The sequence below is a fragment of the Nocardia higoensis NBRC 100133 genome (assembly GCF_000308595.1).
Taxonomy (GTDB): Bacteria; Actinomycetota; Actinomycetes; order Mycobacteriales; family Mycobacteriaceae; genus Nocardia; species Nocardia higoensis.
Window position 1 is genome coordinate 58,086 of the sequence record NZ_BAGA01000058.1, and the last position, 22,306, is coordinate 80,391.

Consider the following 22,306-nt stretch of genomic DNA (forward strand, 5'->3'; position numbering starts at 1 on the left):
GGGTGTGGGTCCGGCGCGAATCCGCCCTTCGTCGTTCGGGATTCGAGAGGAAGTACTGCTTTGAGGTTCAGGTGGATGGCGGCAGCGGCGGCCGTCGTCGCAGGTGTGGGCTCAGCCGTCGCGGGGACGGCGCAGGCGGCGCCGGAGGCCGCGGTGCTCGGGGGTGGTTCGGGACTGGTGTTCGACAACAATTCGGCGTGCTCGCTGACCGCCATCGGTCACGACAACGCGGGCAGGCTGGTCGGGCTGACCGCGGGGCATTGCGCCCCGACCGGCTCCCGGCTGGCCGCGGAGGCGTCGCTGCAGCTGGGCGTGATCGGCACGGTTGCCTACTCCGACAACGGCAAGGGGCTGGATTTCGCTGTGCTGCAGCTGGATCCGGAGAAGGTGAACCCGGTCCGCACGGTCGGCCGGACGACCATCAACGGTGTCGGGGCGACCCCGAGCCCCGGCACCACGGTCTGCTTCAACGGCCGCACCAGCGGCGGCGGCTGCGGAGTGGTGTGGGGGAATCTGGACGAGACCCTCACGTTGAATCAGGCCTGCTCCAAGCCCGGTGATTCCGGCGGCCCGGTGACCGTCGGCGACCGCCTGGTCGGCATGAACCAGGGCAGACTGACCGGCATGGCGGGCATCCCGTTCGATCTGCCGTGCGCGGATGCCGCCAACCCGATCCACTCGCCCGCCTACTTCGCCCCGATCGATGTCATCCTGACCGCCGTCGACGCCATCGGCGGCGTGGGCGCGGGCTTCCATACGATCTGAACGCCGTTCTCCGGAGAATTCACCGCCGCACCCGCCCGAAGGGGAGCGGCGGTGATTTTCGTTCGCGGACAGGCCGATCAGGGGCGAAGGACCGAGACCAGGAATTCGGTCTGGTCGTAGACGACCTGCTCGAAGACCTCGTCGAAGTACATGTCGAAATGCCCGACCGGATAGCGCTTGACGACCGGATGCTTGGTGCGCTCGGCGGCTTTGAGTGTGGGCCCGACCGGGGTGACCGTGTCGTTGTCGGCGATCGCGTAGAACACCGGGGTCTTGATCGCCTTGGCGTGCTTGCCCGGTGCGTCGAACAACAGCGAGAATGCCGCCCGCGCGGGCATTTTCGGCTGGTAGGTCTCGCTCTCCTCGGTCAGCCTGCCGAAGCCCTCCGGGACGTCGGGCGCGCTCATCAGCGCGGCGGACCTCTTGCGCCCGGCCACCCGCACGCGCACCGGCTTGCGGCGCAGCGGGCCGAACAACAGGTCGGCCACCGCGATGATGGTGACCTTGGCCAGGCTGATCGGGCCTTTCGCCCTGGCCGAGGCCCAGCCGCTGGTGAACGGCACCTGGGCCACGACGGCGGCGATGTAGTCGTCCTCCGGGGCGACGCTGAGTACGTGACCGCCGCCGAGGGAGGTGCCCCACAGCGCGATGCGGGTCTTGTCGATGCCGCGCAGGGTGCGGGCGTAGGCGATGGCGGCGCGCCAGTCGTCGCGCTGGCGGGAGATGTTCAGCAACTGTCTCGGCTCACCCTCGCTGGTGCCGAAATGCCGGTAGTCGAACACCAATACGGCCATGCCCGCCGCGGCGAATCGGCGGGCATATCTGTCCAGACCCATGTCCCGCGTGCCCCCCAGGCCGTGCCCCATCACCACGAGCGGGCGGGGCTTGGGGACGCCTGCGGGAGGATACAGCCAGGCGGCGCACTGGCGTCCACCTGAGGGAAAACTGACCTCGAGACGTTCCATGAGGCATAACCGTACTGGCGTGTCCGGCCGAACAGGGGACCTGCCCGGCCCTCCCCGCCCGAGCAGGTACTCTGTTCGGGCGGACGAGTTGGTCGGGCGGCCGCGGCGAAGGGAACGGGCACGTCGGTGTCGCCGCCCTTCGCCGAGGAAAGTCCGGACTCCACAGAGCAGGGCGGTTGCTAACGGCAACCCGGGGTGACCCGCGGGACAGTGCCACAGAAAACAGACCGCCCACGGCCTTTCGGGGTCGTGCGGTGAGGGTGAAACGGTGCGGTAAGAGCGCACCAGCGCCCCGGGTGACCGGGGCGGCTCGGTAAACCCCGCCCGGAGCAAGGTCGAAGGTCGCATTCGCGAGAGTGCGGCTGCGCAGGTGTTCGAGGGTTGCTCGCCCGAGCCTGCGGGTTGACCGCTCGAGGTACCCGGCGACGGTGTGCCCAGATGGATGGTCGCCACCCGGTGCGAACCGGGGACAGGATCCGGCTTACAGACCGACTCGTCCGCCCCGCCGGGCACACCCGCCGCGGTTCAGCACATGTAGCGGGCGGTCGCGTAGATCGCCAGCGCTTCGTCGGTGGTCGCCGCGGAATCGGTGCGCTTCACGATATCGGCGACGACGGCGTCCTGCGATTCACCCGCCGCGATGCCCCCGCAGATGGCGCCGAACAAATCGGCGATCTCGCTGTCCGCTCGCCCCTCTGTCAGGGCGGGGAATGCGTTTCGATAACTGACCACGAACATGCCCGCCTTGACATTGTCGACGGCGCCGGTCGGGGCGGTGGAAGTGGTTGTGGCTGCGTTTTGTCCGGAATCGCCGGAATCATCGCCTCCGCAACCGGTGAGCAACAACGCGAGAACGGTGGAGCCTGCCGCGAGGGCGGCGGAGAATCTGGTCACGAAGCGCGATCGTAGCGCCGTGCAAACGAAGCCGCCTCCCGTGCGGAGTGAACGGAAGGCGACATTCCGATGACCTCGAACGAGGAGGTCAGGAGGGTTCGACCAGGAGAACCTGCGCCCAGTAGGCGGCCTGCTCCGGGCCGACCAGAGGCATCAGGTAATCGAAGATGATCGATGACATCAGTGCGGTACTCCAATTGTTCGACGTAGTGGGAGCTGACGGAAACGGGGCGAAATTTTACGGCCCGCACCGGAATCGAACATTAGCAGTGCGGAAAGGTCGCTGCCGAGGCCCTTGTGAAACCGCTGAGGAATTTGTGCCTGGCTGGCACGAATGGTGATCGACATCATAGAGTGGTCGCCGTTGGCAAGTGCCCCGGCGCAGGGCAGTTCCGGGGCACTCGGACATCGATGCGGAAGCAGGTCTCAACACATATGCGGGTAGTTCGTTCCCTGGTCGCCGGTGCACTCGTCGCCGGAGCCGCTTCAGTTCTCGCCGTGCTCGGTGCGGGCTCCGCGAGCGCGGTGGCCGTCACTCCGCTGCCGGGCGGCGTGCAGGTCGACCTCAGCCCCAGCGACACCAGGTGGGTCGCCGACACCGGTTTCGGCCGGGTCGTCGCCGGCCTTCCTCATCAGTCGGCGCCGTCGTTCGGCGAGGCGCTCGACGCCGCCGCCCAGTTGTCCGCGCAGTATCCGAACGGCCGGGTGACCTTCACCGTCTTCGGTCCGCTCGACCAGCTCAACGGCACCATGCTGGCGCTGCAGTAATTCCCACTCCAGTAACCTCCGGGTTGTGGAATTACACCAGCGGATCATCTCGGCGCCGGTCGACTTCGGCGCCATCCGATCCGAATTCGCGTTGGCCTCGGCGTATCCCGCCGCGGCCGTCGCCGAAGCCCGCGACGCGGTCGACGCGTTCGCGGGCACTCGGGTGGATCGCACCGATATCGAACTGGTCACCATCGATCCGCCCGGCTCGCTCGACCTCGATCAAGCTCTCTGCCTGCGACGCACCGCATCGGGCTTTCTGCTCCACTACGCCATCGCCGACCTCGGCGCCGTGATTTCCCCCGGCGGCGCGCTGGCGAAAGAGGCCGGAGTGCGCGGCCAAACCTATTACCTGCCGGACGGTTCCGTGCCGCTGCACCCGCCGATCCTGTCCGAGGACTCCGCCAGCCTGTTGCCCGGCCGCACCCGTCCCGCCGCGCTGTGGACCATCGAACTCGACGCGGCCGCCGAACCGGTGCGCTTCGAGGTGGTCCGGGCGTCGGTCCGCTCCCGCGCCCGCTTCGACTACGCCGGTGTGCAGGCCGACGCCGACGCGGGCAGGCTGCATCCCTCGATCGCGGCATTGCCGGAATTCGGTGCGCTGCGTATCGCCGCGGGCCTCGAACGCGGCGCGATCGGGCTGCGCCTGCCGGCGCAGAGCGTCGTCGGCGACGGCGCTCCCGACGGCCACTGGCGGCTGGTGCTGGAACCGCGCACCGCCGCCGACGACTGGAACGAACAGGTCTCCCTGCTCACCGGCATGTGCGCGGCCAGGCTCATGCTCGACGCACCGGCGAGCGAGCGCACCGGCCTGCTGCGCACCATGCCGCCGCCGCAGGACTCGGCGATCGAGTCGCTGCGCCGCACCGCGGCCGCGATGGCGGTGGACTGGCCGGCGGACCTGCCCGTCGGCCGGATGCTGGCGGCACTGGACGCCAACAGTCCCGCCGGGCTGGTCCTGATGTCGGAAGCCACCGGCCTGCTGCGCGGCGCCGACTACACCGTGCTGACCGGCGCCGACGACGAGAAGAACCTGCATCACAGCGCCATCGGCGCCCCCTACGCGCACGCCACCGCGCCGCTGCGCCGCCTGTCGGACCGGTTCACCCTGGAGATCTGCCTGGCGCTGTGCGCGGGCGTCCCGGTGCCGGGGTGGGCGCGCGCGAGCCTGCCCGAAGTCGCCGAGACGATGAAGCGCTCCGGCTCCGTCGCAGGCAAGGTGGATCGCGCGTGCGTCGACCTCACCGAGGCGACACTGCTGTCCGAGCGGCTCGGCGCGGTCTTCGACGCCGTCGTCCTGCGCGAGGCCGAGGGGAAACGTCCCGCCGAGATCTTCGTCGCCGAACCGCCGCTGCTCGGCCCGTGCGACGGGGACCCGCCGGAAGGCAAGCATCTCCAGGTCCGCCTGACGACGGCGGATCCCGCCGAGCGCAGAATCGGCTTCACCCACCCGGTCTGAGGGCCGCCCTGTCGACCGGGGCGGTCGGCGTAGCCCGGCGATGTCGCCGAGGCAGGGACCTCATCGAGGCGACACCGCTGTCCGAATGGCTCGCCGCGGTCTTCGACGCCACCGTGATGCGAGGCCGAGGGGAAGCGTTCCGCCGCTTCCGGCTCACTCCGTGAACGCGCGCGCCGCTTCCGGATAGCGGGTGAGCTCCTGTTCGCCGGAAGCTTCCTCGGCGGCGGCCAGCCGTACGTAGATGTCGGTGTCCGGGTGTGTGCCGGTGCCTTCCGATTCGGTCGCCGAGGCGAGAATCACCCGGGCCGCTTCGATGGCGTCGCGATGATCGCCCAGCACCGATTGCACCCGCTTGGCCTGGGCGCGCAGTTCGTCGGCGTGGTCGCCGAGGACACCGACCGCCGCTTCGGCGCTGTAGCGCAAACGTTTGGCAGCCTTGCGGATATCGTGCAGCGCCTCCAGCCGTTCGTCGGCCGTGTGATCGTGTTCGGCGAGTTCGTGTTCGGTGCGGATCCGGGTTCGCAGCCGTTCGGTGTCACCCTCGAGCACCGCGCGGAAGACTTTTTCGGCCGATTCGCGGCCGCGCTTGCCGCGCACGGGCGGGTCGGTCCGCCAGCGCTCGACCGTCTCGCGCAGGGCGGCACAGCGATCCGAATCGAGCGCTTCCAGCACGGCCGTGTGCGCCTGCGCGTAGGCGGCCCGCTGCGCTTCGGCCAGCCGGTTCACCACGGCCGCCGACGCCTCGTCGCCGCGGTCGCCGGCGGGCAGTGCGGCGAACCGTTCGGCCCGCACTTCGGCGTCGCGGGCGACACCGAGCAGCCCGGCCAGCCACTTCAACTCGGCGTTGAGCTCCGCGGCTTCGGACTTGCGGAACAGCTTCCGGTAGGAGCGCAGCAGGCTGCGCAACCGCCGGGTCGCCACCCGCATCTGATGTACCGAGTCCTCGGCGTCTGCCCGCACGTCCGGCTCGACCGCGAGCATCCGGTCGATGTTCTCGGCGAGGCCCGCGGTGACGGCTTCCCTGGCTTTCACGGCCTGCTCCCCGCCTGGGCGAACTCGTCGGCGGCCTCGACGAGACGATGCACGATGCCCGGCTCGTCGGCCGCGTGCCCGGCGTCGTCGACGATGTGCAGCCTCGACCCCGGCCACGCCTTGTGCAGATCCCACGCGCTGACCGCTGGGCACACGATGTCGTGCCTGCCCTGCACGATCACCGCGGGCAGATGGGTGATCCGGTCGATGTCACGCAGCAGCTGCCCTTCCGCCAGGAAGCCGCCGTTGCGGAAGTAGTGGTTCTCGATACGCGCGAACGCCGTGGCGAAGCGGGGATCGGCGTTCTCGGCGACGCGTTCCGGGCGCGGTAGCAGCGCACTCGTCGAGCCCTCCCAGACCGACCACGCCACCGCCGCGGCCTCGACCACCGCGGGATCGGGGGAGTGCAGCAACCGGTGGTAGGCCGCCACCAGATCGCCGTCGCGTTCCTCCACCGGGATCGGTGCCAGGTACTTCTCCCACTCGTCGGGATAGACGTAGCCTGCGGGGCCGTTGTAGTACCAGTCGATCTCCTTGCGCCGCAACAGGAAGATGCCGCGCAACACCATTTCGGTGACCCGCTCGGGATGGCTCTGCGCGTAGGCCAGCGCCAGCGTCGAACCCCAGGAGCCGCCGAACACCTGCCAGCGTCGGACACCCAGGTGCTCGCGCAGCTTCTCGATGTCGGCGACCAGATGCCAGGTGGTGTTCACCGCCAGGTCCGCGCCGTCGGCGATGTGCGGGGTGGAACGCCCGCAGCCGCGCTGGTCGAAGAGCACGATCTTGTAGGCGGCCGGGTCGAAGAACCGCCGGTGCATCGGCGAGGTCCCGCCGCCGGGCCCGCCGTGCAGGAACACCACCGGCTTGCCGTCGGGGTTTCCGCTGATCTCCCAATACACCGACTGCCCGTCGCCCACGTCGAGCATGCCCGACTCGTACGGTTCGATCGGCGGATACAGTTCGCGTCGCGTCACCCCATCACCATGACACAACCGCGACCGTCGGGCGGCCGGCCGTCACCGGCCGACGATCACCGTCGCGAGGTCGGGGACCTCCAGCGCCTCGATGGCCTCCTGACGCACCTCGGGGCAGGTCGCGGTGGTGACGGTGTCGACCACGGTCTTGTTGTTGAGCACGTCGATGCCGTTCTGCAGGCCCCACGGGTGCACGATCAGATTCATCCCCACCCGGCCCAGCGTCGGACCCTGCACCCGGAAGTTCGACAGCTCGGAGCGGATCGCATCGCACAGGCTCTGCGCGGCCGCGTCGCCGACCGCGGGCTCGGCCTCGGCCGTGGTGGTCGGTGTCGCGGTGGTGGTGGCCGTCGCCGAGGGTGACGTGCCGGTGTGGGCGGTGTGGTCGGGCTCGCCGGACGAGCCGCAGGCGCTCAGCGTGCCTGCGATCGCCAAGGCGGCGGCAAGCACGAGGGGGCGGCGGGAGAACCAACGGCTGTGCGGCATCGATTACCTCTGGTCGAGTCGAGAGTGTCGATTCCGAGTCTGCCACTGCGCCGCGAGTGCGGTGCATCTCCGGTGCCGGGCCGGGCCGAGGCCCCGCCCGGCGGCGTCGATCAGAAGCTGTGCTCGGGAGCCGGGAAGGTGCCCGCACTCACCTCGGCGGCGTAGGCGGCTGCGGCCGAACGCAACTCGTCGCCGACATTGCCGAAGCGCTTGACGAACTTCGCCGTCTTACCGCTGGTGTAGCCGGCCATGTCCTGCCACACCAGCACCTGCGCGTCGCAATCCGGACCGGCGCCGATGCCGACCGTGGGAATGGTGAGCTTCCGGGTGACCTGCCCCGCCAGTTGCGCGGGCACCATCTCCATGACCACCGAGAACGCGCCCGCCTCCTGCACCGCGATCGCGTCCGCGATGAGCTGCTCGGCGCCGTCGCCGCGGCCCTGCACCCGGAATCCGCCCAGGGTGTTCACGCTCTGCGGGGTGAACCCGATATGGGCCATCACCGGGATACCGGCCGCGGTGACCAGCGCGATCTGCTCGGCGACCCGCTCGCCACCCTCCAGCTTCACCGCGTGCGCGCCGCCCTCCTTCATGAAGCGGGTGGCCGTGGCCAGCGCCTGCTGCGCCGATCCCTCATAGCTGCCGAACGGCAGATCCGCGACGACAAGCGCGTTCGGCGCACCGCGCACCACGCCGCGCACCAGCGGGATCAGCTCGTCCACCGTCACCGGCACGGTGGTGTCGTAGCCGTAGACGACATTGGCCGCCGAGTCGCCGACGAGCAGCACCGGGATGCCCGCCTCCTCGAACAACCGCGCCGAGGAGTAGTCGTAGGCGGTGAGCATCGCCCAGCGCTCACCGGCGGTCTTCATCTGCTGGAGGTGCGGGATGCGGGTCTTGCGTCGTGCCTGCGCGGGTTGCGCCGCACCGTAGGCAGGGGTTTCCGAATCGGATACGGACATCGTCGTCCCTTTCGTGTGGTCTCCTCGAGGCCGCTGTCGGGTCCCCGGGTGCACTGACGCCCTCCAGTGTGCCACCCGCCGTCGCGCCCGAGACAGGGGCGGCGGCCGGTGCGATTGGTCACAACACCTGCCCCGGTGCCCGCCACACACGTATCGGCAGGCACCGGCTTCGGCCGCCGAAGCCCGTCACCGGGCACGGAAATTCCCTCGATCGTGTCGGAGCCCACCGATACGCTCCTCGTGACGGGGCCGCCGAAGCGGCGATCGCGATCGTGCACGGGTTCTCCGCCGTCGGGAGGATCTGTTCGGGGAGGGAATCATGTATTCGAAGCAATGGCTGCTCGACGAGCTCGCGCGCGGTGAACAGGTGAAGTACCAGTTCTTCTGGGGGCATCAGCCGAAGCCGAATCGGAGTGTGGGGCAGGAGTGCCTGAGCCAGTGGTGGCCGTCGGCGTTCGAGGTCGACGGGTTCTGCTTCCGGACGGCGGAGCACTTCATGATGTGGAGCAAGGCACGCATGTTCGGCGACGAGCGGGCCGCCGAGCTGGTGCTGGCGGCCGAACACCCCGGCGAGGCGAAGAAGATCGGGCGCATGATCGCCGGCTTCGACGAAAAGCTGTGGGAGGAGCGGCGGTTCGAGGTGGTCGTCGCCGGTAGCGTCGCGAAGTTCGGGAGCGACGACCAGTTGTCCGCCTATCTGACCGGGACACGCGATCGGGTGCTGGTGGAGGCGAGCCCGGTCGATTCGATCTGGGGTATCGGGCTGGCGGCGAACGATCCCGCGGTCGCCGAGCCCGCCGCGTGGCCGGGGCTGAACCTGCTCGGGTTCGCGTTGATGGCGGCGCGCGACGTGCTCGCCGGTCGTGCCGAACCACCCGCGCGGGCCGAACTCAGCGCATAGCCTTGCCACACAGCAAGATCGACGGAGGTGCGCGGGGTGCTCGGATTCTTCACCAGGCAGGGCGAGGAATTCCTGCCCACGGAACTGTCGGTCAGCTGGTGGTCGCCGAATCAGTTGAGCGGGGTGCCGGTCTGCGGGCTGCTGGGGCTGGGGCTCGAGCAGCACTGCCCGGCGGGCTTCGTGCCCGCGCGGATGACGGTGGATCTGTATCAGCCGGTGTTCGACGCGCCGACCCGCGTGCGGACCGTCGTGGTGCGGCAGGGTTCGCGCATCGTGGTCGCCGACGCCTGGATCGTGCAGGACGGACAGGACCGGGTGCGGGCCTCGGCGGTCTTCCTGCGCACCGGGGAACAACCGCCGGGCGCGGTGTGGTCACCGACGCTCGACCTGCCGGTGCCGCCGGAGGGGTGCGTGTCGCCGGACGGCGCGCGCCCGCTGTTCAAGAGTGGTGACGGCGACTGGACCAGCGATTTCGCCGTCACCCAGAACGCCGAGCGCAAGGCGGCCTGGCACAGCATGCCGCCACTGGTCGCAGGCGAGCGGATGACGCCGTTCCAGCGTGCGGCGATCACGGCGGACACGACCAATCAGGTATGCCACTGGGGAACCGCGGGTGCGGGCTACATCAACGCCGACGTGACGTTGACCCTGTCGCGGCTGCCGGTCGGCTACGAGGTTGGTATGAAGGCCGACAACACCTTCGCCGACAACGGCATCTCCGTCGGCACCGCGGTGATGTACGACCGGTCCGGGCCGCTCGGGACCTGCACCGTGACGACGCTGTCCAACGCCAAGCGGCAGATCGACTTCGCCGCGTCCGAGAACCGCATCATCCTGAAATGATCGAGTTCGATGCTTTGGCGCCGGGTGCACAGCGTGGCGACCGACGCCGTTGGTGACCTCGTCGCGCATGTGGATCGCACGCCACGACGACGGCCCGTTCGGCTGCCGGATCGCGTTAGGGTGGTCCGATGCGCATCTTCCTCGCCGGCGCCACCGGCGTCATCGGGATCCGCCTGCTCCCGCTGCTGACCGCGGCAGGTCATCAGGTCGCGGGCATGACCCGGTCGGCGGGGCGCAGCGCGGCGATCGTGGCGGCGGGCGCGCAGCCCGTGGTCTGCGATGTCTACGACCGCGGCGCACTGACGGCGGCGGTGGTGGACTTCCACCCCGACCTGGTGATGCACCAGCTCACCGACCTGCCCGACGATGCCGCCCAGCTGGCCGAGCGGGCCGCGGCGAACGCCAGGATCCGCACCGAGGGCACGGCCAATTTGATCGCCGCCGCGAAGGAGGCCCGGGCGCCACGGTTCCTGGCGCAGAGCATCGCGTGGGTGCCCGCGGGGCGCGCCGAAACAATCGCCGGATACGAGCGGGCCGTACTCGACATCGGGGGAGTGGTGGTCAGGTACGGGCAGTTCTACGGGCCCGGCACCTATTACGAAACCGAACCGCCCGGGCACCCGCGCATCCATGTGGACGACGCGGCGGCCCGGACGGTCCCGTTGCTCGACGCCCCCAGCGGCGTGGTGGTGCTGGCCGAACCGCAGGAGTGAGCGCGGGCTAGAGCACGCCCGCCGCGCGCAGCTTCTCGATCTCGTCTTCGCTCTTGCCGAGCAGGCCCTGGTAGACCTCCTCGTTGTGCTGCCCGGGCCGCGCCGAGCCCGCGTTGCGGATCGCGCCCGGCGTCTCGGAGAGCACCGGAATGATGCCGGGGCCGAGCACATTTCGGCCGATGCGCTCGTCGTAGTGCTCGGCGATCATGCCGCGCGCCCGCAGCTGCGGATCCTCGACCACCTCGGCGACGGTGTTGATCGGCCCGCTGATGACACCGGCCTCGTTGAGCGTGGCGATGATGTCGCCGGGCTGCCGGGCGGCCGCCCATTCGGCGATGATCGCGTCCAGCTCGTCCTGGTTCCGGCCGCGTGCGAGGTGATCGGCGAACCGCTCGTCCTCGGCCAGTCCGGGCTGCCCCATCGCCGCGCACAGGCGGCGGAACACGGTGTCCTGGTTGGCGGCGATCACCACCCAGCTGCCGTCGGCGCTGCGGTAGATATTGGACGGCGCGATGCCTTCCAGCCGGGTGCCCGACGGCCCGCGCACCACGCCGCCGATGTCGTAATCGGGGATGGTGGATTCCTGGATCGCCAGGCAGGCCTCGGTCAGCGCGGCATCGACGATCTGGCCCTCGCCGGTCACCGAGCGGCGGTAGAGCGCGGCCAGCGCGCCCTGCGCGGCGAACATGCCCGCCAGGCTGTCGCCGAGCGAGAGCGCCAACCGGGGAGCGGGCCCGCCGGGGAAGCCGTTCATGTACCGCAGGCCGCTGGCCGCCTCGGCGACCGAGGCGTAGCCGGCCTTGTTCGCGTCCGGGCCGGTCTGGCCGTATCCGGACACCCGCACCAGGATGATCCCGCGATTGCGTTCGCGCAGGGTCTCGTAACCCAGGCCCCACTTCTCCAGCGTCCCGGGGCGGAAGTTCTCGACGATGATGTCGGAGCGCTCCACCAGTTCCAGGAACAGGTCGCGGCCCTGCGGTTCACGCAGGTTCAGCGTGACGGCCTTCTTGTTGCGGGCCGCGACCGTCCAGTAGAAGTGGTGGCCGTCGAGTTCGGCCTGACCCCAGGTGCGCAGCGGATCGGGCCGGTCGGGCAGCTCGATCTTGAGCACCTCGGCGCCCATGTCGCCCAGCAGGCGGGCGGCGAAGGGCCCGGAGATCAACGTGCCGACCTCCAGGACGCGAATGCCGTCGAGAGCGCCGATCGGCGCCGACTCGGGGGTGGCCGAGTCGGGAGCGGCCGAATCTGGGGTGGCTGATCCTGGTGTGTGGGTCATGTCCGAATTCATTCAGGTAGTGGGAGCCAGTTGGTGCTTCGCGAGCCAGTCGCCGATGATCCGCACCGCTTCGGTGAGGGGTTCGCGCTGGTCCGGTCCCAGATAGTAGTGGTTGGCTCCGGCGATCTCGTGCAGTTCCTTGTCCTCGGTGCCGATGGCTCCGAAGATGGCGTGCGCGTGGCTCGGGGTGCAGATGTTGTCGGCGGCGTTGAAGATCACCAGCGTCGGCACCGCGATGTCGGGACCGCAGTCGACGATGTCGCCGCGGGCGTCGTCGTAGCTCCACTGCGACAGCCAGCTGCGCAGCGTGGTGAAGCGGGCCAGCCCGAACGGGCCCTGGTTCACCTCCTGCGGATCACCCAGGTAGGACTCGCCGGGGTTGCGGTCGTTGGCGTCGATGGTGGGATCGAGCCAGCGCGGGTCGGCCATGGTGCCGTGCACGACGAAACCGAACTCGTCGTTCGGGCGACCGGCGGCCTTCAGCTCGGCCAGCTTGTCCTTGACCCACGCGGTGATCTTGCGGTTGCGCGCGATCTGGGCCTGCCGGTAGCGCTCCAGGAACTCGGCGCTGTAGGGCGGCTGGTTCGGGTTGTCCGGGTTGTAGAGATCGAGCTCCGGATCGCGCTTCGTCGGATCGGACTCGTCGAGGATGGAGGCGTCCATCGATTCGGTGAGCGTGTGGTGGCGGCTGATGTGCGCGGCCACCAGGGCGATGCCGTCCACGGGCGGCAGATCGGCCTTGGTGAGGTCGGGGCCGTCGCCGGACGGGCTTGCGGTGAGCGTCGGCTTCGCGGCCTGCTGCTGGTAGAACACCGACAGCGAGCCGCCGCCGGACCAGCCCAGCAGCACGACCTTCCGGTAGCCGAGCCGGTTCTTGGCATCGCGGATGGTTTCACCGAGGTCCTGGACGACCTTCTCCATCAGCAGCGCGGCGTCGGCGCCGCGGTAACGGCTGTTGCCGACGATGACGTGGTGGCCGGCCTTGGCCAGCGAGCCCACGATCGGCAGGTAGGTGCCGCTGGACACCGGGTGCATGAGCACCAGCACGGTGTCGGACTCGTGGTCGCGTGGCTTGATCAGCTGGGATTCGAGGGTGACCCATTCGGTCAGCCCGCCGTAGGCGTCGCGGCCGCCGGTGGTGTTCGCGAAGGCGACGACGTGCGGGATGCGCTCGGTACGAGACATGATGCCTGCCTTGATGTTTCGGTGGGTGTGCCGGAGGGCGATCAGTGGGCGCCGAGGTCGTTGGCGAGGTACTCCGGCGAGGGGATCAGCCTGCGGCGGGTATCGATGGCGATGGTCGTCCAGCCGATGCGGGGGAATTCCTCGCGCTTGCGGCGGGAGCGCTCGCGCATCTTCTCCGGCGCGCCGTGGTGCACGCCCTGCGGCGCGTGCGAGATCAGGCCGGGCGGCATCGGCACGCCGTACATCTCGCCGCCGTGGAAGAAGGCGATCTCGTCGTAGTCGACATTGCGGTGGTACCACGGGATGGTCTCGGTGCCGGGCGCGGATTCGGCGAGTTTGGGCAGGAAGTTCATCACGTAGACGCCGGTGGCCTCCATGAACAGGTGCACCGTCGGGGGCAGGTGCACGCTCTCGGAGAGGATCACGTTGTAGTCGGCGATATTGAAGGTGAACGGGAAGCTGTCGCCGCGCCAGCCCTCCACGTCGAGCGGGTGGTGCCGGTAGTACAGCTTGGTCGGGCCGCCCTCGTGGAACAGCACGATCTCGTAGCTCTCGCGGCCGTCGTCGTCGTGCGCGGCGGGCTCGGGGATGGTCACCAGGCCGGGATCGAAGGGGAAGTGCCTGCCCAGGTAGCCGGCCTCGGGGACGCGGAACTCCTCGGTGGCCTCGATCATCAGCAGCGTGGTCTCGGCCTCGGGCACCTGGCGGAACGTGCAGCCCTTGGGGATGTAGATCCAGTCGCCCTCGCGGTAGTTCAGCGGGCCGAATTCCGTCTCCAGCAGACCGGAGCCGGTGTGCACGAAGGAGAGCACGTCGCCGTCGACATAGCGCACGAAGTGCGGCATCTCCTCGCCGCGGCGGCTGAGCAGGATGCGGCAGTCGGCGTTGTGGAACAACCGCAGCGGCGCGCCGGCGGGGTCGGTCGCGTCGGAGGGCGTCAGCGAGCTCGCCAGCACGTCGGTGGGACGCAGCGGGCCGACCGCCTTGTACTGGGTCGGATCGTTGCGTCGGTAGAGGCTGGCGGTGCGGCCGGTGAAGCCGCCGCGGCCGAGCTCGTCGTCCTTGAGGCCGTCCAGATCGGCGTGCAGGCGACGGGGAGTAGTGCCTTTACGCAGGTGCACAAACGATTCCATGTCAGCTTCCAGTCCTCGTGCGGGGCCACGTCGATCCGCCACCGCGAAGCGTCTTGATGGCAGTCAGAGTTTCAGATAAATTGATTGCCGTCAATATCTTTTGGGCAGTTCCGAGGCAATTCTCGGACGGGCCGCCGGACAGCTGTCCGGCCGTCGCCCGGCGGGTAGCGCAGTAGTGGAGGACACCGTGGAATCCGTGCAGGCCCAGCCCGCCTCCCCGGCCGCTCCGGAGCCGGCCCGGCCCAGGAAGTCGCGCGGCAGGCCGCCCGCAGGCGGCTCGCCCGCCTCGACCGACGAGATCATGGCCGCCGCGCTGCGGATCTTCGCCCGCGACGGATTCGCCGGCGCGTCGGTGGCCGAGATCAACCGGGAACTCGGCGTCAGCCACAACCTGATCCACCAGCGCTTCGGGTCCAAGGAGGGGCTGTGGTTCGCGGTGGTGGACTGGGTCTTCGGGCACGCCGCCGCGCTGGTCGCCGAGGGCGCCGCCGCGGAACTGCCGCCGCTGGAGGAATTCCGGCGCGGCATCGTGCGCTTCCTGATCCTGCAGGCCGACTACCCCGACGCCGTGCGTCTGGTCAGCATGGAATCGGCGATCGAGGGCCCGCGCCTGGCCTACCTCTACGAGCGTCACATCGAGCCGATCCTGATGCGGCTGGCCGAGCCGCTGCTGCCGCTGGTCCGCCGGAAAGTGCTCAGCCGCAACGATCTGCGTTCCATCCACTTCCTCATCGCCCACGGCGCGACCGCACCGTTCTCGGCGCTGCCACTGGCCAGGCGGATGGCGCCCGGCGACCCGCTCTCGGCGCAGGCGGTGCGGCGGCACGCGCGCTTCGTCGCGGACATGATCGTCGCGGGTGTGCAGGCCAGGGCGGCCGCGCACCGGGACGGCGAAGCGGCCGACGAACAGGGCGAACCGGCCGGTCCGCGGAGCGCGGAAGACGAGCGATCGCGCCGCTAAGCTGAGCCGGTGGCGCGGGCGCGGGGTGCCGTCCAGTTGACGGTGGACGACTGGTTGCAGGCCGGATACACGGTGCTGGCCGAAGAGGGTTTCCGCGCGCTCAAGATCGATGTGCTGTGCACTCGACTCGGTGTCACCAAAGGCAGCTTCTACCACCACTTCCAGGACATCACCGCGTTCAAGAACGCGCTGGTCGACTCCTGGGGACAGTGGAGCGATGTCGATCACCAGCGCATGGACGCCCTGGCCGCCAAGCCGCCGCGCGAACGGCTGATCACCATGATCGGCCTGCTGGTCAGCCCGCGGCACTGGACGCTGGAACGCGCGATGCGGGAGTGGGCCCGCTCCGACCCGCGCGCGGCCGCGAGTGTGCGGGCCTCGGACAAACACGCCAGGCACGCCGTGCGCCGGGCCTTCGCCGATCACGGCTTCGATCCGGAGACGGCCGCCCGGCGCGCCGAATGGACCTTCGCGCTCGGCATCGGCGCGCTGCACCTGTCGAATACGGCGCGCGGCGGGCGGCCCTCGCCCGCCGAACGCGAGGAACTCGTCGACTTCCTGCTCCGGCCCTGAGCCGTCGCCGCAGTGCCGCGAGTGTCGACCCGTGCACCGGTCGTGATCGCGGCCCCGATCGCGGAGGTGGCGGTCTGGCGTGCCGGACGTCCGGGGCCGGCATCGGTGCTGGCAGGATCGTAGGTATGGGTGTGCGGCGGTGGTGTGGGATAGCGGCGGCGGTGTCGATCGTGCTGGCGTCGGCGGGCTGCGGCGTCGACGGGAACGAGCCGGCCGCCGCGATGCCGCCCGCGCCCGACGGACTGTCCCGCTTCTACGAACAGACTCCGCAGTGGACCGACTGCGCGGAGATCGCCGGGGAGGGCGTCGGCCTGCCGCCGATCGCGGAGTGCGCCAGGGTCGAGGTGCCGATCGACTACGCCGACCCAGGCGGGCTCACCGCGCAGCTCGCGCTGTCCCGTATTCCCGCGAGCGGAGCGAAAATCGGCTCGCTGCTCATCAATCCAGGTGGACCGGGAGTGTCGGGCCTGGACACCGTGCTGGTCGGCAATCAGACCCCGCTCGCGCAGCGTTTCGACCGGGTCGGCTTCGACCCGCGTGGTGTGGGGGCCTCCACCCCCGCCGTCACCTGCCTGACCGCGGCCGAGGCGGACGCCGAGCGCGCCGAGCCGCCCGAGGACAGCACGCCCGAGGGGATCGCGGCCACCGAGGCCGAGAATCGCGATTACGCGGCCAAGTGCGCCGAGCGCAGTGGAAAAGAGCTGCTCGAGCACATCGGCACCCGTGAGGTCGTGCAGGACATGGACGTCATCCGCGCCGTGCTGGGCGATTCGAAGCTGACCTATCTCGGCTACTCCTACGGCACCAAGATCGGCGCGCTGTATGCCGAGAAGTTCCCCGACCGGGTGCGCGCGATGGTGCTCGACGGCGCCGTCGACGCCTCGGTGGACCCGGTGCAGGAGGCCCTGCGCCAGGCCGTTGGATTCCAGCGCGCCTTCGACGCCTACGCCGCCGAGTGCGCGCAGGACGCCGACTGCCCGCTCGGCACCGATCCCGCCCGGGCCGTCGCCCGGTTCCGCGAGCTGGTCGACCCGCTCTGGCACACCCCCGCCGCCACCACCGACCCGCGCGGCCTCGGCTACAACGACGCCATGACCGGCGTGACCCAGACTCTCTACGCCGACGAGCTGTGGCCGCGCCTCACCCTCGGCCTGCAGGAATTGAAGGAGGGCCGCGGCGACACCCTGCTGTACCTGGCCGACATCTACGACGGCCGCAACGACGACGGCACCTACAGCAATATCCAGGACGCGTTCAACGCCATCCGCTGCGTGGACGATCCCCGCGTCACCGATCCGGCCGTCGCCGCCCAGCTCGACGCCGAATACCGCAAGGCCGCGCCCTTCCTCGACGACGGGCGCGGCACCGGCGCCGCGGCGCTGGAACTGTGCGCCAGCTGGCCGGTGCCCAATTCCGGTGAGCCGCACACCATCGCGGTCGACGGGCTGCCCACCACGGTCGTGGTCTCCACCACCGACGACCCGGCCACGCCGTATCAGGCGGGCGTCGATCTGGCGGCCCAGCTCGACGCCGCCCTGGTCACCTTCCAGGGCAACCGGCACACCGCCGCCCTGGTGGCGGGGGACCAGTGCCTGGATTCCGTCGTGGTCGCCTACCTCGTCGACCTCGTCGAGCCCCCGCGGGACCTCACGTGCTGAGTCCGGCGTCTGTGCGATACATCACCGCAAGATCACCGCAAAAATTTGATGCGCCTCATGTAACACAGATTTAACTCCGACTGACTACGGTCGCGCGTATGGATCGCCAGAAGGAATTCGTGCTGCGGACGCTCGAAGAGCGGGACATCCGCTTCGTGCGTCTCTGGTTCACCGACGTCTTGGGCTACCTGAAGTCCGTCGCCATCGCACCCGCCGAGCTGGAAGGCGCGTTCGAAGAGGGCATCGGCTTCGACGGGTCGGCCATCGAGGGCTTTGCCCGGGTATCCGAGGCCGATATGGTCGCCCGGCCCGATCCTTCGACCTTCCAGGTGCTGCCGTGGGCCTCGAGTAAAGGCCACCAGCACTCCGCGCGCATGTTCTGCGACATCACCATGCCCGACGGCTCGCCGTCCTGGGCCGACCCGCGCCACGTGCTGCGGCGTCAGCTCAACAAGGCGGGCGATGTCGGGTTCAGCTGCTACGTGCACCCCGAGATCGAGTTCTTCCTGCTGAAGAACGGCCCGAACGACGGCACCCCGCCGGTGCCCGCCGATTCCGGCGGCTTCTTCGACCAGGCCGTGCACGACTCGGCGCCGAACTTCCGCAGGCATGCCATCGACGCGCTGGAATCCATGGGCATCTCGGTGGAGTTCAGCCACCACGAGGGCGCGCCCGGCCAGCAGGAGATCGACCTGCGTTACGCCGACGCGCTGTCCATGGCCGACAACGTGATGACCTTCCGTTACCTGATCAAGGAAGTGGCCATCGACGAGGGCGTGCGCGCGACGTTCATGCCCAAGCCGTTCGCCGAATACCCGGGCTCGGCGATGCATACGCACATGAGCCTGTTCGAGGGCGAGACCAACGCCTTCCACGATCCCGACGACCCGCAGAACCTCTCGGCGACCGCGCGCGCGTTCATCGCGGGCATTCTCGAGCACGCCCCGGAGATCAGCGCGGTCACCAACCAGTGGGTGAACTCCTACAAGCGCCTGATCCACGGCGGCGAGGCCCCGACGGCCGCCTCGTGGGGCCGGTCCAACCGGTCGGCGCTGGTCCGGGTGCCGATGTACACCCCGAACAAGTCCTCCTCGCGGCGCGTCGAGATCCGCAGCCCTGATTCGGCCTGCAATCCGTACCTGACCTTCGCGGTGCTGCTCGCCGCCGGTATGCGCGGCATCGAGAAGGGCTACACCCTGCCGCCGGAGGCCGAGGACGACGTGTGGTCGCTGACCTCGGCCGAGCGCAGGGCGATGGGCTTCCGCGAACTGCCCGGAACCCTGGACGAGGCGCTGGGCGCGATGGAACGGTCCGAGCTGGTCGCCGAGGCGCTCGGCGAGCACGTCTTCGACTTCTTCCTGCGCAACAAGCGCCGGGAGTGGGCCGGCTACCGCAGCCAGGTCACCCCGTACGAGCTGAAGGAATATCTGGGGCTGTAACACGGTAAGTTCAGGTCTATGGTTCGGCCCCCTACCGCTCGTTCCGCTGTGCCCGGTGTCGGACGGCTCGGCTTGCTCGATCCGTCCGCCCCCGCCTCGCTGCGCACTCTGGGCTGGGACAATGTCGAGAGCATCCCGGTGCTGTGGTCGCTGTCGCGCGCGCCGGACCCCGACCTGGCGCTCAGCGCGATCATCCGGCTGAGGGATGCGCTGGGATCCGAATGGGCGCAGGTCGATTCGGCGATCCGCACCGATACCTCGCTGCGCGGACGGCTGTTCGCGCTGCTGGGATCCTCCTCGGCGCTCGGCGACCACCTGATCGCCGAGCCGTCGACCTGGGAACAGCTGCGCCGCGACAGCCTGCCGGACAAGGACGAACTGGTCGCCGACCTGCTCGCCGTGGTCTCGGCGGTGCCCGAGGAGGGGCCGAACGCGAGCCCGGCGCTCTACCGTGCCGGCCTGTTCGGTCCCGACGTGGTGGCCTTGCTCCGCCGCCGCTATCGCGATCACCTCATGCTGCTGGCCGCCCTGGACCTGGCCGCCACGGTCGAGAACGAGCCGGTGCTGCCCTATCGGGTCGTCGGCAGGCAACTGGCGGACCTGGCCGACGCGGCGCTGACCGCCGCACTGGCGGTGGCGGTGGCCAGGGTGTGCAAGGACAAGCCGTGTCCGGTGCGCCTCGCCGTCATCGCGATGGGTAAGTGCGGCGCGCGCGAACTGAACTACGTCAGCGATGTCGACGTGGTGTTCGTCGCCGAGCCCGCCGACGCGACCGCGACCAGGCTCGCCGCCGAGATGATGAGCATCGGCAGCCAGGCCTTCTTCGAGGTCGACGCGGCGCTGCGCCCGGAGGGCAAGGCGGGCGCGCTGGTGCGCACGCTGGATTCGCACCTGGCCTACTACAAGCGCTGGGCGCGCACCTGGGAGTTCCAGGCGCTGCTGAAGAACCGCCCGATGACCGGCGATCTGGAGCTGGGCCGCCGGTACCGCGACGCCGTCATGCCGATGGTGTGGACGGCTTCCCAGCGTCCCGACTTCGTCTCCGACGTGCAGGGCATGCGCCGCCGGGTCGAGGATCTGGTGCCCGCCGAATTGCAGGAGCGCGAGCTCAAACTGGGTCGCGGCAGCCTGCGCGACATCGAATTCGCCGTCCAGCTCCTGCAATTGGTGCACGGCCGGGTCGACGAGACGCTGCACGTGGCCAGTACCGTGGACGCGTTGACCGCGCTGGCCGCAGGCGGTTACGTCGGCCGCGACGACGCCGGGAATCTCACCGCCTCCTACGAGTTCCTGCGGTTGCTCGAGCACCGCCTGCAGATGCAGCGCCTCATACGCACCCACACGCTGCCCGCCGAAGAGGACGAAGAGGGCCTGCGCTGGCTGGCCCGGGCCGCCCACATCCGCCCGGACGGCAGGCAGGACGCGGTCGGCGTGCTGCGCTCGGAGATCCGCCGCAACGCGGTGCGGATCCGCCGCCTGCACACCAAGCTCTTCTACCGGCCGCTGCTGGAATCGGTCGTCAAGATGGACCCGGACGCGCTGCGCCTGAGCCCCGACGCCGCGATCCGTCAGCTGGCCGCCCTCGGCTACGTCGCCCCGGAGAACGCCCTCGGCCACCTCAAGGCTCTGACCGGGGGAGTCTCACGCAAGGGCCGCATCCAGGCGCTGCTGCTGCCGACGCTGCTGCAATGGCTCGGCGAGACACCGAATCCCGACGCGGGCCTGCTCGCCTATCGCAGGCTCTCCGAGGCGCTCGACGACCAGATCTGGTTCCTGCGCGAACTGCGCGACGAGGGCGCGATCGCCGAACGGCTGATGATCGTGCTCGGTTCCTCGGAGTACCTGCCCGATCTGCTGATCAACGCCCCCGAAACCATCCGGATGTACGCCGACGGCCCCAGCGGCCCGGCGCTGCTCGGTCCGCAACCCGAGGACGTCGCGCGCGGCATCCTCACCGCGGCCGCCCGCTACGACGACCCGACCCGCGCGGTCGCCGCGGCGCGCTCGCTGCGCAGGCACGAACTCGCCCGCGTCGCCTCGGCCGACCTGCTCGGCCTGCTCGATGTGCCGCAGGTGTGCCTGGCGCTGTCCTCGGTGTGGGTGGCGGTGCTGGACGCCTCGCTGGCCGCGGTGATCCGGGCGAGCGAGGCCGAGACCGGTGAACCCGCGCCCGCCGATTTCGCGGTCATCGGCATGGGCAGGCTCGGCGGCATGGAGCTGGGCTACGGCTCCGACGCCGACGTGCTGTTCGTCTGCGATCCCCGGCCCGGTGTGGACGAGACCAAGGCCGTGAAGTGGGCCAACGGCATCGCCGAACAGGTGCAGCGATTATTGGGCGCGCCGAGCACCGACCCGCCGCTGCACGTCGACGCCGGCCTGCGCCCGGAGGGCCGCAGCGGCCCGCTGGTCCGCACGCTGGCCTCCTACGAGGCCTACTACGAGCAGTGGTCGCAAGCGTGGGAGATGCAGGCGCTGCTGCGCGCGCACCAGGTGGCGGGCGATCAGGACCTGGGCGTGCGCTTCCTGCACGCCATCGACAAGGTCCGCTACCCGGCGGGCGGCGTCTCCGAGGAGGCGGTCCGCGAGATCCGCCGTATCAAGGCCAGGGTCGATTCCGAGCGGCTGCCGCGCGGCGCCGACCCGGCGACCCACACCAAGCTCGGCCGCGGCGGCCTGGCCGACATCGAGTGGACCGTGCAGCTGCTGCAACTGCGCCACGCCCACGAGATCCCCGGTCTGCACAACACCTCGACCCTGGAGGCGCTGGAGGTCATCGAGAAATCCGAACTGCTCTCCGCCGAAGATGTCGCCCTGCTGCGCGATTCCTGGCTGACCGCCACCAAGGCCCGCAATGCGCTGGTCCTGGTGCGCGGCAAGGCGATCGATCAGCTCCCCGCCCCCGGCAGCCTGCTCTCGGCGGTGGCCGCGGTCGCGGGATGGCCGAACAACGACGGCGGCGCGGAGTTCCTCGACAACTACCTGCGGATCACCCGCCGTGCGAAGGTGGTGGTGCAGCGCGTGTTCGGCGGCTGACCGGCCCCGATCCCGCCGAAGCGCGCGGCGAACGCCCGCAGCGCCGCGCGCTCGGATTCCCGATCGGGACCTTCGACCGTCACCGACACGAGGTCGCCCTCGGCCACGGGCAACTCGTCGCGGCAGAACGGCAGCACGAGGGCATGCACGCTGCGCTCGTGGCAGCTGAGCGTGACGCGGCAGGGCCGGTGGCTGCCCGCGACAGCGGCAAGGTCGTGCGCGTCGCCCTCGGTCATCGGCCCGGCTGCCCGCAAGTGTTCGACATGCATGTGCGCACCTCTCGTGT

Annotated in this window: 21 protein-coding genes and 1 other RNA gene; 12 read left to right on the top strand and 10 right to left on the bottom strand. The window is 69.8% G+C overall.

What is annotated here, in order from left to right:
* Window positions 1–75: 75 nt before the first annotated feature.
* Window positions 76–765 (top strand): S1 family peptidase, encoded by a 690-nt coding sequence (locus ON26_RS07440; RefSeq protein WP_040795246.1) that lies wholly within the window; start codon window positions 76–78, stop codon window positions 763–765.
* A gap of 77 nt (window positions 766–842) precedes the next feature.
* On the opposite strand, the gene ON26_RS07445 is transcribed toward ON26_RS07440, so the two are convergent.
* A complete protein-coding gene (locus tag ON26_RS07445; RefSeq protein ID WP_040795247.1) occupies window positions 843–1,730 on the bottom strand; it encodes an alpha/beta hydrolase in 888 nt (295 codons plus the stop codon).
* An 84-nt stretch (window positions 1,731–1,814) separates the two neighbouring features.
* Between ON26_RS07445 and rnpB the strand changes: the two genes are divergently transcribed.
* An RNA gene (gene rnpB / locus ON26_RS31530) (RNase P RNA component class A) lies at window positions 1,815–2,230 on the top strand.
* A 25-nt stretch (window positions 2,231–2,255) separates the two neighbouring features.
* Here rnpB and ON26_RS07450 read toward each other — a convergent pair.
* Window positions 2,256–2,624: a hypothetical protein gene (locus tag ON26_RS07450; protein ID WP_040795248.1), complete on the bottom strand. Its 369-nt coding sequence runs from the start codon at window positions 2,622–2,624 to the stop codon at window positions 2,256–2,258.
* Window positions 2,625–3,059: 435 nt separating this feature from the next.
* Here ON26_RS07450 and ON26_RS07455 point away from each other — a divergent pair, with 435 nt between their 5' ends.
* Both ON26_RS07455 and ON26_RS07460 read left to right on the top strand, forming a co-directional pair.
* Entirely contained in the window at window positions 3,060–3,392 is a 333-nt protein-coding gene (locus ON26_RS07455; RefSeq protein ID WP_040795249.1) for a hypothetical protein, read from the top strand.
* 25 nt (window positions 3,393–3,417) lie between these two features.
* On the top strand, window positions 3,418–4,851 hold the full coding sequence (locus ON26_RS07460) for an RNB domain-containing ribonuclease (RefSeq protein ID WP_040795250.1): 1,434 nt from the start codon (window positions 3,418–3,420) through the stop codon (window positions 4,849–4,851).
* A 153-nt stretch (window positions 4,852–5,004) separates the two neighbouring features.
* On the opposite strand, the gene ON26_RS07465 is transcribed toward ON26_RS07460, so the two are convergent.
* From ON26_RS07465 to panB, 4 genes are all read right to left on the bottom strand, one after another.
* Window positions 5,005–5,883 (bottom strand): CHAD domain-containing protein, encoded by an 879-nt coding sequence (locus ON26_RS07465; protein ID WP_040795251.1) that lies wholly within the window; start codon window positions 5,881–5,883, stop codon window positions 5,005–5,007.
* A complete protein-coding gene (gene pip, locus ON26_RS07470; RefSeq protein ID WP_051026802.1) occupies window positions 5,880–6,809 on the bottom strand; it encodes a prolyl aminopeptidase in 930 nt (309 codons plus the stop codon). Before pip ends, ON26_RS07465 begins: the two co-directional genes overlap by 4 nt.
* Window positions 6,810–6,899: 90 nt before the next feature.
* Complete coding sequence (locus ON26_RS07475) at window positions 6,900–7,343, bottom strand: hypothetical protein (protein WP_040795253.1); 444 nt, start codon at window positions 7,341–7,343, stop codon at window positions 6,900–6,902.
* Between the two features lie 110 nt (window positions 7,344–7,453).
* Window positions 7,454–8,305: a 3-methyl-2-oxobutanoate hydroxymethyltransferase gene (panB, locus tag ON26_RS07480; protein WP_040795254.1), complete on the bottom strand. Its 852-nt coding sequence runs from the start codon at window positions 8,303–8,305 to the stop codon at window positions 7,454–7,456.
* 319 nt (window positions 8,306–8,624) lie between these two features.
* On the opposite strand from panB, the gene ybiA reads away from it, so the two are divergent.
* From ybiA to ON26_RS07495, 3 genes are all read left to right on the top strand, one after another.
* Window positions 8,625–9,206 (top strand): riboflavin biosynthesis intermediates N-glycosidase, encoded by a 582-nt coding sequence (gene ybiA / locus ON26_RS07485; RefSeq protein WP_040795255.1) that lies wholly within the window; start codon window positions 8,625–8,627, stop codon window positions 9,204–9,206.
* Window positions 9,207–9,242: 36 nt separating this feature from the next.
* The gene (locus tag ON26_RS07490) at window positions 9,243–10,049 is read left to right on the top strand and encodes an acyl-CoA thioesterase domain-containing protein (protein ID WP_040795256.1); all 807 of its coding nucleotides are present in this window, start codon (window positions 9,243–9,245) and stop codon (window positions 10,047–10,049) included.
* 128 nt (window positions 10,050–10,177) lie between these two features.
* The gene (locus ON26_RS07495; protein ID WP_040795257.1) at window positions 10,178–10,762 is read left to right on the top strand and encodes an NAD-dependent epimerase/dehydratase family protein; all 585 of its coding nucleotides are present in this window, start codon (window positions 10,178–10,180) and stop codon (window positions 10,760–10,762) included.
* A gap of 7 nt (window positions 10,763–10,769) precedes the next feature.
* Here ON26_RS07495 and ON26_RS07500 read toward each other — a convergent pair whose 3' ends face one another.
* From ON26_RS07500 to ON26_RS07510, 3 genes are read right to left on the bottom strand one after another with little or no spacing between them, the layout of a single operon-like run.
* Window positions 10,770–12,038, bottom strand: a complete 1,269-nt coding sequence (locus ON26_RS07500) for a CaiB/BaiF CoA transferase family protein (protein WP_083883879.1) — start codon at window positions 12,036–12,038, stop codon at window positions 10,770–10,772.
* Window positions 12,039–12,050: 12 nt separating this feature from the next.
* The gene (locus tag ON26_RS07505) at window positions 12,051–13,223 is read right to left on the bottom strand and encodes an alpha/beta fold hydrolase (protein WP_040795258.1); all 1,173 of its coding nucleotides are present in this window, start codon (window positions 13,221–13,223) and stop codon (window positions 12,051–12,053) included.
* Between the two features lie 41 nt (window positions 13,224–13,264).
* A complete protein-coding gene (locus ON26_RS07510) occupies window positions 13,265–14,356 on the bottom strand; it encodes a homogentisate 1,2-dioxygenase (protein ID WP_040795259.1) in 1,092 nt (363 codons plus the stop codon).
* A gap of 187 nt (window positions 14,357–14,543) precedes the next feature.
* Between ON26_RS07510 and ON26_RS07515 the strand changes: the two genes are divergently transcribed.
* The 5 genes from ON26_RS07515 to ON26_RS07535 all read left to right on the top strand — a co-directional run bounded on the left by ON26_RS07515 (window position 14,544) and on the right by ON26_RS07535 (window position 22,020).
* A complete protein-coding gene (locus tag ON26_RS07515) occupies window positions 14,544–15,317 on the top strand; it encodes a TetR/AcrR family transcriptional regulator (protein WP_245545760.1) in 774 nt (257 codons plus the stop codon).
* Between the two features lie 9 nt (window positions 15,318–15,326).
* Entirely contained in the window at window positions 15,327–15,890 is a 564-nt protein-coding gene (locus tag ON26_RS07520) for a TetR/AcrR family transcriptional regulator (protein ID WP_040795260.1), read from the top strand.
* A 125-nt stretch (window positions 15,891–16,015) separates the two neighbouring features.
* Window positions 16,016–17,548, top strand: a complete 1,533-nt coding sequence (locus ON26_RS07525; protein WP_051026786.1) for an alpha/beta hydrolase — start codon at window positions 16,016–16,018, stop codon at window positions 17,546–17,548.
* Between the two features lie 98 nt (window positions 17,549–17,646).
* Window positions 17,647–18,987: a type I glutamate--ammonia ligase gene (gene glnA, locus ON26_RS07530; protein WP_040795261.1), complete on the top strand. Its 1,341-nt coding sequence runs from the start codon at window positions 17,647–17,649 to the stop codon at window positions 18,985–18,987.
* An 18-nt stretch (window positions 18,988–19,005) separates the two neighbouring features.
* Window positions 19,006–22,020: a bifunctional [glutamine synthetase] adenylyltransferase/[glutamine synthetase]-adenylyl-L-tyrosine phosphorylase gene (locus tag ON26_RS07535; RefSeq protein WP_040795262.1), complete on the top strand. Its 3,015-nt coding sequence runs from the start codon at window positions 19,006–19,008 to the stop codon at window positions 22,018–22,020.
* Here the strand turns inward: ON26_RS07535 and ON26_RS07540 are convergent.
* Window positions 21,963–22,289, bottom strand: coding sequence for a hypothetical protein (locus ON26_RS07540; RefSeq protein ID WP_157171810.1), 327 nt, complete (start codon window positions 22,287–22,289; stop codon window positions 21,963–21,965). The two genes, ON26_RS07535 and ON26_RS07540, sit on opposite strands and share 58 nt — an antisense overlap.
* Between the last annotated feature and the right edge of the window lie 17 nt (window positions 22,290–22,306).